At 33.1% G+C, this 12,653-nt stretch carries 11 protein-coding genes; 2 read left to right on the top strand and 9 right to left on the bottom strand.

The features are described 5' to 3' along the window. Positions 1–78: 78 nt before the first annotated feature. The 7 genes from dnaJ to proS form a co-directional block, all read right to left on the bottom strand. On the bottom strand, positions 79–1,206 hold the full coding sequence (gene dnaJ, locus QM746_RS13230) for a molecular chaperone DnaJ (protein ID WP_414984659.1): 1,128 nt from the start codon (positions 1,204–1,206) through the stop codon (positions 79–81). 88 nt (positions 1,207–1,294) lie between these two features. Beyond that, positions 1,295–1,834 carry a nucleotide exchange factor GrpE gene (locus QM746_RS13225; RefSeq protein WP_414984658.1) on the bottom strand — a complete coding sequence of 180 codons (540 nt, stop codon included), beginning with the start codon at positions 1,832–1,834 and terminating at the stop codon, positions 1,295–1,297. A gap of 84 nt (positions 1,835–1,918) precedes the next feature. Further along, positions 1,919–2,290: a thioredoxin family protein gene (locus tag QM746_RS13220; protein WP_414984657.1), complete on the bottom strand. Its 372-nt coding sequence runs from the start codon at positions 2,288–2,290 to the stop codon at positions 1,919–1,921. A gap of 107 nt (positions 2,291–2,397) precedes the next feature. Beyond that, entirely contained in the window at positions 2,398–4,476 is a 2,079-nt protein-coding gene (locus QM746_RS13215) for a TonB-dependent receptor plug domain-containing protein (protein ID WP_414984656.1), read from the bottom strand. 104 nt (positions 4,477–4,580) lie between these two features. Further along, positions 4,581–5,906, bottom strand: a complete 1,326-nt coding sequence (locus tag QM746_RS13210) for an Nramp family divalent metal transporter (RefSeq protein ID WP_414984655.1) — start codon at positions 5,904–5,906, stop codon at positions 4,581–4,583. A 122-nt stretch (positions 5,907–6,028) separates the two neighbouring features. Then, entirely contained in the window at positions 6,029–6,751 is a 723-nt protein-coding gene (locus QM746_RS13205) for a DUF937 domain-containing protein (RefSeq protein WP_414984654.1), read from the bottom strand. A 154-nt stretch (positions 6,752–6,905) separates the two neighbouring features. Further along, on the bottom strand, positions 6,906–8,381 hold the full coding sequence (gene proS / locus QM746_RS13200) for a proline--tRNA ligase (protein ID WP_414984653.1): 1,476 nt from the start codon (positions 8,379–8,381) through the stop codon (positions 6,906–6,908). 144 nt (positions 8,382–8,525) lie between these two features. Here proS and QM746_RS13195 point away from each other — a divergent pair, with 144 nt between their 5' ends. Further along, complete coding sequence (locus QM746_RS13195) at positions 8,526–9,590, top strand: hypothetical protein (protein WP_374363544.1); 1,065 nt, start codon at positions 8,526–8,528, stop codon at positions 9,588–9,590. Positions 9,591–9,620: 30 nt separating this feature from the next. Further along, positions 9,621–11,054 carry an OmpP1/FadL family transporter gene (locus QM746_RS13190; RefSeq protein WP_414984652.1) on the top strand — a complete coding sequence of 478 codons (1,434 nt, stop codon included), beginning with the start codon at positions 9,621–9,623 and terminating at the stop codon, positions 11,052–11,054. A gap of 79 nt (positions 11,055–11,133) precedes the next feature. On the opposite strand, the gene QM746_RS13185 is transcribed toward QM746_RS13190, so the two are convergent. Then, entirely contained in the window at positions 11,134–11,823 is a 690-nt protein-coding gene (locus tag QM746_RS13185) for a ZIP family metal transporter (protein ID WP_414984651.1), read from the bottom strand. 48 nt (positions 11,824–11,871) lie between these two features. Continuing rightward, the gene (locus tag QM746_RS13180) at positions 11,872–12,615 is read right to left on the bottom strand and encodes a class I SAM-dependent methyltransferase (protein ID WP_414984650.1); all 744 of its coding nucleotides are present in this window, start codon (positions 12,613–12,615) and stop codon (positions 11,872–11,874) included. Positions 12,616–12,653: the final 38 nt, after the last annotated feature.

Below are 12,653 nucleotides of genomic sequence, written 5' to 3'. Positions count from 1 at the left end.
ATAGAATTGTACCAAATATTATGAAAAAACCATTCCAAAAAATTGAAATGGTTTCTTAAATTTTATTTAAAAAAATGTTTAACTAAACATATCTCTTACTTTATCAAAGAAAGATTTTTCTTTACCAGAAGGTTCTGCAACCATTTGACCGGTTTTCATTTGATTTTCGAAGAATTCTTTTTGTTCTGGTGTTAATTTCTGTGGTGTCCATACATTTATGTGAATAAACATATCGCCTTTTCCGTAAGAATCTATACTTGGCAAACCTTTACCAGCTAATCTTAAAATTTTACCAGATTGTGTACCAGCATCAATTTTAATTTTTACTTTTCCTCCAACAGTATTGATTTCTTTAGTGGTTCCAAGAGCCGCTTCGGCAAAAGAAATGTACAATTCTTGATGAAGATTATCGCCTTCACGTTTTATAAAATGGTCTTGTTCTTCTTCTATTACTACTAATAAATCTCCAGGTGTACCACCGAAAGGAGCATCGTTACCTTTTCCTCTTACATTAAGTTGAATGCCATCTCTAGCACCAGCTGGGATGTTGATGCTTACTTCCTCATCAGATTTTATAAGACCTTCTGCATTAGCACCAGCAGGAATTTTATCTGCTACTTTTCCCAATCCTCCACAAGTGCTACAAGTAGTTTGGGTTTGCATTTGCCCAAACATTGTATTCATTACTTTAATTTGAGCACCACTACCGTGGCAAGTAGGACAAGTTTTGGCTGTAGCTCCAGGCGCAGCTTTCATTCGTTTTACTTTAATGGTTTTGGTAGTTCCGTTTACCATTTCTTCCAAGTTAAGTTTTATTCTTACTCTAAGGTTAGAACCTCTCACTTGTCTGGAACCGCCTCCGCCTCCAAAACCGCCACCAAAATGACCACCAAAAATATCACCAAATTGAGAGAAAATATCTTCCATGTTCATTCCGCCGCCGAAACCACCACCGCCGAAACCGCCTCCTCCAGCAGCTCCGCCAACACCAGCGTGTCCGAATTGGTCGTATCTTGCGCGTTTGTCTGCGTCGCTTAGAATTTCATAAGCTTCTGCTGCTTCTTTAAATTTTTCTTCAGCAGATTTGTCTCCCGGATTTTTGTCTGGGTGAAATTTAATCGCCAACTTTCGGTAAGCTTTCTTTATTTCGTCTGCGCTGGCAGATTTTGATACGCCTAATATTTCGTAATAATCTCTTTTTGACATTTTTTATTATTGTTAGATGATGGATGTTTGAAGTTTTTTTCTGGAATTTATTTCATCTAACTTCCGACTTCCTGCATCCTGCAAAAAATTAATTTCCTGTTACTACTTTTGCAAATCTTATTACTCTGTCGTGAAGCTGATAACCAGTTTCTATAACATCTACAATTTTACCTTTTAAATCTTCTGATGGAGCAGGAATTTGAGTGATAGCTTCGTGGAAATCTACATTAAAATTGTCTCCAGCATTTACTTCAACAGGTTTTAAACCTTTTTCGGCTAATTTATTTTTGAATTTTTGGTAAATAAGTTCAATTCCTTTAAGATCTGCTTCGTTACCACTTTTTGCAATTTCTTTAATAGCTCTTTCAAAATCATCAAGAACGGCAAGCATAGAAATCATCATTTCAGTATTGGCGTACTGAGCAAATTCCATTTTTTCTTTTACTGTTCTCTTTTTATAATTTTCGAACTCTGCGTATAGACGAATGTAACGGTCTTTTTCTTCTGCCAAAAGTTCTTCTGCAGTGGGTTGTTTTGTCACATTTTCCGATTTTGTTTCTTCGTTTTGCTGAGTTTCTTGTTCTGTTGTATTTAGATTTTCTTCGTGTAGTTCTTTGTTTTCGTCCATTTTGCTGAATTTTTCTACTCTTTTAAGGCAAAGTATTTGCCAAAAGTTATTTTAGGAAATATTGGCAGATTTTTATCTCAGCAGTTAGTGATAAATTTTTTCTAAAATCAAAATCATTTCTGAAGAATTCAAGAAATTACTATGCTGGAAAATAATTTCATTCTTGGAGTTCAGAATCACTAATATGGGATAGCTAACTCTCCCATCTATATTTCCTAATGTTTCTGCAAGTTCTTGGATTCCTGTATTTGTTCCTGTGGGCTTAAAATGAAAAGTTTTACCACAGAATTTAATGTCTTGTTTTTCTTCTGCATTTAACATTGTAAAATAATATTCATTATTCAATTTATCGATAATTTTTTTGTGTTTGAAGGTTGTATTTTCCATCGCTTTACAATAATTACACCAATCTGTATAAATAAAAATTACTGTATTTTTTGGTTTATCTGTTTGCATTTTTTCAATTTTCTGAAAACTCAGAATGTTTAGTTGTGAAAAGCAAAGTTCTGGCAGTATAAAGCTTCCTAAAATTATAGCCCATTTAAATATGATGTTTAAAGCTGTCATTTTAGTTGAAGTTGAATCTTATTCCCAAAAATCCTTCTGATTCCTTGATTTGGAGCATAAACATATGAAGGATCAAATGTTAAAGCATAGGGATTATCTGGTGTTGAAATAATTTGTCCATTTCCGTCAAATATTACATTTTTATCAAAAGGATCATTAGCTCTTGCAATAATGAACGGATTTCCTCTATTAGGAGTCCAGTTGAGCAGGTTTTTTATTCCGGCATAAATTTCAAATCTTTTAAATTTATCATATGTAAACTGAATGTTCTGGATGCTCCACCAGGGAGATTTTGGTTTTCTCGGATCTAAATCACTAAGCAGAGGCAAATGCATTGGATTATATATGTTTCCTGTATAGTCAATGCTCAGATGCCAATGTTTAATTTTATATGAAACTGCCCAGGTTCCCATAAATTTTTCCGTTAGCATTTGTTGATTTGTAATCCCGTTTTCTGTTAAGGTATTTTCCATTAATGTTCCTCCAATAATCAATTTTAATCCGTTTATAAAATTCAAATCTGCATTTAGGCTGATTCCTTTGCTGACGGCATGACCATTGAGATTGTCATAAATAATTTCGTTGGGGTTTGCTTCATAATCGGGAACAATTCTGTTGGTAAAATAGGTGTAAAAAACGGTGGTGTCTAACCCTAAAAAAGAACCAGAATTAAAGTGGATTTTTTTTATAAAATTAAGATTGATATTATAGGATTTCTCGGGTTTTAAATCATTCAAAATAATTACTTTTCTTGCTCCGGTGAGTGCAGCGTGGTCTTCAGTAAACAGATTTACCACACGGAAGCCTGTTCCTGCATTCGCACGAAAAATATTATTGTTGTTTATTGACCATTTGTAAGCAATTCTTGGTGTGAAAATACTTTTGTGAATATTATTGTAGTCGTACCGGAAGCCTAACAAGAGTTTGTGTTTCTCAGTTAGTTTAATTTCATCCTGAATAAAAATTCCGGGTAGCCATGTTTTTTCTGGCTCGTTTTGATTTTCAGAATTGTTAGTTGCCGGTGTATTATCATCATAATAAGTATAGCGTAAAGCGGCTCCGAAAAGCAAGTCGTGATTGTTCAATTTTTTATCCCAAGTTAGTTGGGCGAAAGCAATTTTTTGGTTGGCAATATAAGAAGTAGTTCCGTATCGGCTGTTTTGATCATGATTGATTATTGAAAATGAAAATAACATTTTTTCATATACAGGGAGTTGATAATTCCCCAGTAATTCCATACGATTTGTATAAATACTTTCTCCATAAATTTTATCACCTCCACGATATAGTTTGTTCCATCGCATATCACCTCCCCAACGGTCTTCGTACATATAACGGCCTGCAATAGTAAAGAGACGGTTTTCTTTTCTTTCAAAATTCCATTTCTGAAAAACAGAGATTCGGTTTTGCAAGGTGACATCTGTAAAATTATCATGGTTATTATCTACCCGGTTTTGATAATTGAAATAATTAATACCCGTCAGTACTGTGTTTTTTTTTCCGGCATTTAGTTTAAACCCTATATCCATATTATATTCTTCCCAAGTTGTAGACATTGCATCAGCACTCAAAATTGGAGCATTTTGTGGCTTCTTGGTGATGATGTTGATGAGTCCGCCAACAGCTTCGCTTCCGTAGAGTGAAGAAGCGGGGCCTTTTACAATCTCGATTCTTTCCACTAAAGAATTAGGAATTCCGGACAGGCCATAAACCGTCCCAAGCGAACTTACTATAGGCATTCCATCAATCAAAACCATAGTATAAGGACCTTCCAAACCATTGATGTGGATATCTCCGGTATTACATATATTACAATTGAGTTGAGGCTGTACTCCATTTACATTTTGAAGCGCATCAAAAATATTTGGTGTGGGATTTTTTTTGAAATAAGTTGGTGTGTAAATTTCCACAGGAACAGGACTTTCTAAACGATTTACAATTTTCATTGTTCCGGAAATTACGATTTCATCAATCTTTTTATTTTTTATTGCAAGGGTATCCTGTGTTTGAGAATACACCAATGCATTACCCACAATAAAAGTGAGGATTATAAAATTTGACTTTATTGACTTCATGTAATTTGTTTTAATAGTTTAACTTATAATATTAGATTGATCTAACATTTGATATAGGCAAAATTTTTTAGACTTAATATTGTTTTCTGAGAATGAATTAATTTTTAAACCCCTTCTGAAAATGTCTGATAAAGCAGGTAAATATTAAGTGTTATAATGATAAATGATATTATCCAAGCTGCTGTTTTTAATAATGGTTTGTTTGCAAACTCTCCCATTTTTAGTTTATCACTGGTAAACATTACCAAAGGAATTACTGCAAAACTCAGCTGCATTGAAAGAATTACCTGGCTAAGAACCAAAAGTTCTGAAGTTCCTTTTTCGCCATACCAAAGTGCGACAAAAAAGGCTGGAATCACTGCAATTAATCTTGTTATTAATCTTCTAAACCAAGGTTTTAATTTGATATTGAGGAAGCCTTCCATTACGATTTGTCCAGCCAAAGTTCCTGTTAAAGTAGAATTTTGACCAGAAGCTAAAAGTGCAATTGCAAAAACAATACTTGCCAAACTTGTTCCAAGTATTGGAGCTAGCATTTTGTGCGCATCGTGAATGTCTGCTATATCATGATTTCCTGTAGTGTGAAAGGTTGCAGCTGCTACAATTAAAATTGCTGCATTGATGAAAAATGCAAGAAATAATGAAAAAGTACTGTCGATGGTTGCAAATTTTATCGCTTCTTTTTTTCCTTCGTTTGTTCTGGCGTAATTTCTGGTTTGTACAATGCTGCTGTGTAAATAAAGATTATGAGGCATCACGGTTGCTCCTAAAATTCCTATTGCGATGTAAAGCATTGAAGGATTGGTGATAACTTGTTTTTGTGGAACTAAACCTTTTAATATTGGGAAAATATCTGGTTTGGAGATAATTATTTCATAAGCAAAACATGCTAAAATTACGAAAATTAATCCGGCAATAATGCTTTCAATCCATCTGAAACCTTTTGCTTGTAACATTAGAATTAATAACACATCTGCTACAGTTATTACAATTCCCCAAGTTAATGGAATGCCAAAAAGTAAATTTAAGGCAATTGCAGAACCGATAACTTCTGCTAAATCCATTGCAGCAATTGCAATTTCGCAAAAAAGCCATAAAAAGAAATTAACAACTGGTGGAAAATGGTCTCTACAAGCTTGCGCGAGGTCTCTTTCGGCAACTACACCTAATTTTACGGCAAGATGTTGCAGAATCATTGCAAAAATATTTGAAATTAGCACCACAGAAAGAAGTGTATAACCAAATTTTGCACCGCCGGCAATATCTGTAGCCCAATTTCCTGGGTCCATATAACCAACAGCTACCATAAGACCTGGGCCGGTGAAAGCTAATAATTTTTTCCAAAAACCTGCATTAATAGGAACATTTATTGATGAAAATACTTCTGGTAATGAGTTATGATGACGTTCTTTTTGCCAAGGCTTCTTCATTGATGATTTTTAAAATGTTAGTTTGGTCTAACAAATTTAGTTAAATTATTCTTATTCCAAAAATAAAATTAAAAAAAACCGCTAAAAATTAAGCGGTTAATCTATTTTTTGGTGAAAAATTATTACTTTTTTTCTTCAATTTTTATTTTTTCGGGAAGATTTTCTTTTTCGTAAAATTTCCAGAAAAACCATGCTGCAAGTCCTAACAAAATGAGTGGTAGAAGCCAGTTCCAAAAGCCGGCATTATTTTGTTTATTTGTGGTTTTGGGCAATTTTTGTGTTGGTTTTTGTAGTTTTTCAATGTTTTTTTCTTCGTGTATAATTTTTTCAACGGAATTGTCTTTGTTTTCTAGCCCTAAAGATTCTAAAGATAAACCTGCAGGAATTATGGAACAAATTAAAGATTTTTGTTCGTTAAGTAATTCAGAAATATTCTTGCCATCTATGTTTTGTTTTTGAATTTCGTTTTTAAGTGTTGCAAGAGTAGCTGCAATAACGGTGTTGAGAATTATTTTTGAATTAGAATTTTCTATTCCAGAATGTTCTTCGGTAATTGTAAATAATTTCTCTGGTTCTTTACTAAAGAGAGTTTCTTTAATAGAGTTTACGATTTTGTTTTGTTGAGATTCTGAGAGTAAATTTTTAGAAATTTTTTCGTTATCAATATCCGAAATTGCTTTTAAAATATTTTCGTTTTTAGAATTTATACAAATGTTTCCTAGTGTTGCAGGCAATAAAACGGCTATTGCTTTAGAAACTCTAGATTCGCTTTCTCCGAGTTGAGTTGCCAATTCGGAAATGAATTCTGGTGAAAAATTTTCTTTAATTTTTTCGATAATTGACATGATTTTTCGTTTTAAATTTTCTTTAATAAAGATAGTAAATAATTCTAATAATCAAACAATTAAATTGAATTCAAAATAAAATCCCCAACTCCTAAAGGTGGTTTCTTTGCGAAATTTTCTTTTAGAGTTGGGGAGAGAAAATATTTAAAAAATTTTAATATGCTTTTGCAAAAAGAACTCTTCTGCTAGAAGGTCTTCCTGTAATTAGAGATACGCCTTCTTCGTCTTCGGAATCCAACGGAATACATCTGATGGTAGCTTTGGTTTCTTCTTTAATTTGTTCTTCTTCTTCTTCGGTTCCGTCCCAGTGAGCAGAGATGAAACCTCCTTTTTCTTCTAATACTTTTTTGAATTCTTCGTAAGTATCTACTTTTGTAGTATGTTCTGTTCTGTATTCTGCTGCTTTTTTGAAAATGTCATTTTGAACGGTGTTAAGTAGTTCTTCAATATAATCTTCAATGTTTTCTATAGAGCGAACTTCTTTTGTAAGGTTGTCTCTTCTTGCAATTTCTACCGTTTTGTTTTCTAAATCTCTTGCGCCCATTGCAATTCTCAATGGTACACCTTTTAGTTCGTATTCTGCAAATTTCCAACCTGGTTTGTATTCTGTCCTATCGTCGAATTTTACAGAAATTCCTTTTGCTTTTAACTTGTCAAAAATGTCATTAGCTACTACAGAAATTTCGGCTAATTGCTCTTCTCCTTTAAAAATAGGAACAATTACTACTTGTATTGGAGCTAATTTTGGAGGAAGTACCAACCCAAAATCATCTGAATGAGACATAATTAAAGCTCCCATTAATCTTGTAGAAACTCCCCAAGAAGTAGCCCAAGCAAATTCTTGTTTCCCTTCTCTATTGGTAAATTTTACATCAAAAGCTTTTGCGAAATTTTGTCCAAGGAAGTGAGAGGTACCAGCTTGTAGTGCTTTTCCGTCTTGCATCATCGCTTCAATACAATAGGTTTCGTCTGCGCCAGCAAATCTTTCTGTAGGTGTTTTTAAACCCTTTACAACAGGAATTGCCATAAAGTTTTCTACTACATCTGCATATACCTCTAGCATTTTTTCTGTTTCTTCTACAGCTTCTTGTCTGGTAGCGTGTGCGGTATGACCTTCTTGCCAAAGAAATTCTGCAGTTCTAAGGAAAAGTCTGGTTCTCATTTCCCATCGTACAACATTTGCCCATTGGTTAATAAGAATTGGAAGGTCTCTGTAAGATTGAATCCATGTTTTATAAGTATTCCAAATAATTGCTTCGGAAGTAGGTCTTACGATAAGTTCTTCTTCTAATTTAGCTTCTGGGTCTACAATTAATTTATGGGGATTTGTAGGGTCTGTTTTTAGTCTGTAATGTGTTACTACTGCACATTCTTTAGCAAAACCTTCTGCATTTTTTTCTTCAGCTTCGAATAAACTTTTCGGGACAAAGAGAGGGAAATAAGCATTTTGGTGACCAGTTTCTTTAAATTTTTTGTCTAATTCTGCTTGAATTTTTTCCCAAATAGCATAACCGTAGGGTTTTATCACCATACATCCTCTTACACCAGAGTTTTCAGCCAAGTCTGCTTTTACTACTAGTTCGTTATACCATTTGCTGTAATCTTCATTCCTAGATGTTAATTTTGCCATGTTTTAATTAAATTTTAACTTTTTATTTGCTAATCAATCTAATGATAAATTGTACTTTTGGTTAAATTTTTAGAATACCATGTATTTGGTACAATTTTGGTATTAATATTTGCAAAGATATAAATAAACTTAATCACATCTACCATGAAAAATTTTACTTATAAAAACTTAATAGAAATTATTAAATCAAAAGGTATTTTTGCCGTTTCTAGTGGCTTACTTTTGATTTCGTGTGGTGCACAGATGGGAGGATATACAGAAACTGATGGTGTTTACTATGATCCTAACAAAGATGTTATTCCTGCAGGTGTTGTAATGGACGACACTAATAATAATGTAGGCGAAGACTATTCTTACAACGATAATTCTCCAAGTATTATAGAGCAAAACCAGCAAAATATGGAGGCTCAAAAAAATAAATATCAAGACTGGAATAATTTTGAACAATCTGATTGGGGAAGCTATGCCGGAACTGAAACCAATTATTACTCAAATAATTGGGGTTGGGGATATGGTTATCCTTACGGAATGGGAGGTTATTACGGCTGGGGAAATAGATGGAGTATAGGCTTAGGTTTTGGCTGGGGTTGGAATTCTTGGTATAACCCAGGTTGGAATTGGGGATGGGGCGCTAGTTGGGGCTATCCTTATTACGGATATGGTTATAATCCATATTATTGGGATTCTTATTATTGGGGTGGAGGTTACTATCCTGGTTATTACGGTTGGGGAGGTTATCCTGGATATTGGGGAAGACCTGCTAATGTAAAAAGAAGTGGTGCAGATGCTATATTCAGAGGAAATAATACCAATAATAGTAGTTTTAATACGGTAAATAGAAATGGTTTTGGAAGAAATTCATCTAATCAAAATTCTGTAAATAATAACGGGTTTAGAAGAAGTGGTTTTGGTACTCCTAATCAAAATTCATCTAATCAAAATTCTGTAAACAACAACGGCTTTAGAAGAAGTGGTTTTGGTACTTCTAATAGTAACAATTCTAGTAACCAACAACAAAATGGAGGTTTTAGAAGAACAGAAAGTACACCATCTCAACAACCATCTTATACACCTCAAAGAAATGATAGTTTTAGAAACTCTGGTGGCGGTTTTAGAAGTTCTGGAGGAGGCTTCGGAGGAGGTTCATCTTCAGGTGGCGGAATGAGAAGCTCTGGTGGAGGCGGAATGAGATCTGGTGGCTTTAGATAAAAAATTAAATAATCAATACATTTATTAAATATGTTAAAGAGAATTTCAGCAGTTGCATTTTTGTCTTTAGGAGCTATGTATTATGCTCAAGATGCATCTGTTATAAAAAATACAGCAGAGATATATTCTAGCTCTGATTTTGGAGGAACTGCAAAATTTAATTCAATGGCGGGTTCTATGGGAGCTTTAGGAGGAGATTTGTCTGCGATCACAATAAATCCAGCGGGAACAGGGGTTTTTATTTCGGGAGATGTTGCAGCTACATTGTCTGTTCAAAATAATAAAAATAATTCTAACCTTTTTGGTAGTAGTTTTGAATCTTCTTATACCAATACCAATTTAGGGCAAATAGGAGGTGTTGTTTCTTTTGATACGGGTAATACATCGCCATGGAAATTTGTAAATTTAGCTTTCAATTATAGTACAAAGAATTTAGAAAATTATGTGCAAACACCTGGCAATTCTAATATAAGCACAGATGTTCAATATACAGATTCTGGTAATAATACAATTGATGACAAATTGGTTTACACTGGGCATGCTTATGACAGAACTGGTACAGCTTCAAATCTTAACGTTTCATTAGGAGGTAATTACGAAAACAAAATATATCTAGGTGCTGGCTTAAATTTTAAAAGTGCAGATTTTGATCAGTCAGATTTTTTTCAGTTACAACTACAAGATTTAGGAGAATCTGCTTATTATCAAAAGCAATATACTCCATATAGGGAGTCTTCTAATGGATTTTCTGCATCTGTTGGTATAATTGGTAAAATTAACAATAATATAAGATTGGGTGTGGCTGTAGAATCTCCAACTTTTTGGAATTTAACAAGAACATATACGGAATATTCTAACTATAGTAATGGTATAGATTACGATATTTATGATGAAACTAGAAAATTGACTACACCGATGAAACTTACTTTAAGTGGAGCTATTGTTGCTAGTAAAAACTTTGCAATTAACGTAGATTATACTTTAGGTGTTACTAAACCGAAATATAAAGTTGAAGGCTCTGCAGAGACTCAGTTGAATGATTATTTTTCTTCAGATTATAAAAATACTTCAGACCTTAGAGTTGGTGCAGAATATAGAGTGGCAGGTTTTAGATTAAGAGGTGGTTATGGTTTAGAAGCCAGTCCTTTTAGTGATAGTTCTATTAAAGCTATTAATTCAAATGGAGTTAGTGGTTCTTACGGACTTAACTCTCCTTTTGTAGGGAAAAGAGAGACTTTAGCGGGAGGTTTAGGATACGATTTTAAAGCTTTCTACATAGATGCAGGCATACAAAGTATTACATCAACTTATGATAATCCTTTCTTTGGTGGTGATTATGCTGTTACTACAAATGATGGGTATTCTGTTACCAATGGAGATTCTATAACGAATGAAGCAAGTATTGTATCAAAAGTTAAAAATGCAAAAACAAATTTCTTCCTTACAGTTGGTTGGAAATTCTAGAAAAGTTTAAAACTATATAAATTAAAAGTCCTGAAAAAATATTTTTCAGGACTTTTTTATGATGAAATTTTACAAATTTTTAGTGAGAATGGAAGATGTGATTTAACAATGCTAAACCAACACCAGCAATTACTAAGATAATTTTCATCCAATCCATTTTGTGGTTTTTATTGCTTTCAAAAATAATAACAGAAGAAATATGAAGGAAAATGCCGCCAACTAGCGCCAAGAAGTAATTTTGTAAATTCGGATTAAAATAATCTCCAAAAAGCATTCCTAATGGTGAAGATAAGGCAAAAATACCAACGATAACCCATGAGAAAACAGAACTTTTTCTTCCCAATAAAAATGCTCCCAAAATAAAAGAAATAGGAAGATTGTGAAATACAATTCCCAATAAATAGGGAGAAGTAGTTTCAGTAATATTCGCTAAAGGAATTCCTTCTAAAAAAGCATGAATAAACATCCCAAACATTAATGCTATGGGAAGAATGTTTTTTTCTTCGTTATGATGATGAAAGTGTCCGTGCTCGAAACCTTTGGTTAAACTTTCTAAAATCATCTGAAGAAGAACACCGCCAATAATCCAAATGCCAATATTATGGTCAGAAGTAGAATAGACTTCAGGAAAAACTTCTAAAACGCATACCGTTATTAAAAAACCAGCACTAAGAATTAAAAGATTTTTGGCAAATCTCTCGTTGCTGCCAAAGAATTTCCCTAAGAAAACGCCTACAATTACGCTTAAGATAAGTAGAATGGTAATCATCACGATTATTTTTAAGTTCTAAATTTTATGATAAATTTTGTTTGAATTTTAAATCCTGAATTCAAAGATACATCTTGGCGAAGTTTCTCTATCAAAATCTTCGAGATTATAATTTCCCCAGATTTTTTGTGCTTCGAAGCCACAACTGGCTGCTAATGTTTCAATTTGTTCTAAAGTACTCAGTTTTACCTTTTCAAAATAATGAAAATCTTGTCCTTTGTCTTGAAAATAGATGTCTTTAATAACATAATTATTTTCAATTCTTTTTTTAATTTTGAAATCAATTTCTCCTTTATTGATGGTGGTTTCAGCAATAAGAGTGTTTTTTACAAATCCTTCGTTTAAGAAATCTAAAATAAAAATTCCACCTTTTTTTAAAACATTTTTTACCGATTGAAAAACTTTTCTATCATCTTCTTCATCGTCAAAATAGCCAAAACTGGTAAAAAGATTGAAAACTGCATTTACTTTTTCTTCGGAAATTTCAGGATAAAGTTCGTTTCTCATGTCATGAACCTTAAATTCTAATTTTGGCGAATCAGAATTTTCAAATTGTTTGTTGTGCAGAATGCTTTCTTCGGACAAATCTACTCCCAAAACTTCAAAACCCAATTGATTAAGAAAAACAGAATGTCTTCCTTTGCCGCAAGCCAAATCTATAATGCTAGAATGTGCAGGAAGCTTAAGTTCTTTGGTAAGATTTGAAATGAAATTTTCAGCTTCTTTGTAATCTCTATCTTTGTAGAGGATATGATAGTAAGGTGTATTAAACCAGTCTTCGAACCAACTCATTTTGCAAAGTTAGGGTTTTTATATTTTAAAAAATCAAT

The organism is Cloacibacterium sp. (assembly GCF_047601505.1).
Lineage (GTDB): Bacteria > Bacteroidota > Bacteroidia > Flavobacteriales > Weeksellaceae > Cloacibacterium.
Note: the sequence above shows the minus strand (reverse complement) of the source record. Positions and strands in the feature narration are given on the sequence as shown.

Excerpts from the sequence above, each read along its gene's own strand:
- dnaJ (WP_414984659.1), bottom strand. The coding sequence starts at position 1,206 with ATGTCAAAAAGAGATTATTACGAAATATTAGGCGTATCAAAATCTGCC.
- QM746_RS13225 (WP_414984658.1), bottom strand. The coding sequence starts at position 1,834 with ATGGACGAAAACAAAGAACTACACGAAGAAAATCTAAATACAACAGAA.
- QM746_RS13220 (WP_414984657.1), bottom strand. The coding sequence starts at position 2,290 with ATGCAAACAGATAAACCAAAAAATACAGTAATTTTTATTTATACAGAT.
- QM746_RS13215 (WP_414984656.1), bottom strand. The coding sequence starts at position 4,476 with ATGAAGTCAATAAAGTCAAATTTTATAATCCTCACTTTTATTGTGGGT.
- QM746_RS13210 (WP_414984655.1), bottom strand. The coding sequence starts at position 5,906 with ATGAAGAAGCCTTGGCAAAAAGAACGTCATCATAACTCATTACCAGAA.
- QM746_RS13205 (WP_414984654.1), bottom strand. The coding sequence starts at position 6,751 with ATGTCAATTATCGAAAAAATTAAAGAAAATTTTTCACCAGAATTCATT.
- proS (WP_414984653.1), bottom strand. The coding sequence starts at position 8,381 with ATGGCAAAATTAACATCTAGGAATGAAGATTACAGCAAATGGTATAAC.
- QM746_RS13195 (WP_374363544.1), top strand. The coding sequence starts at position 8,526 with ATGAAAAATTTTACTTATAAAAACTTAATAGAAATTATTAAATCAAAA.
- QM746_RS13190 (WP_414984652.1), top strand. The coding sequence starts at position 9,621 with ATGTTAAAGAGAATTTCAGCAGTTGCATTTTTGTCTTTAGGAGCTATG.
- QM746_RS13185 (WP_414984651.1), bottom strand. The coding sequence starts at position 11,823 with ATGATTACCATTCTACTTATCTTAAGCGTAATTGTAGGCGTTTTCTTA.
- QM746_RS13180 (WP_414984650.1), bottom strand. The coding sequence starts at position 12,615 with ATGAGTTGGTTCGAAGACTGGTTTAATACACCTTACTATCATATCCTC.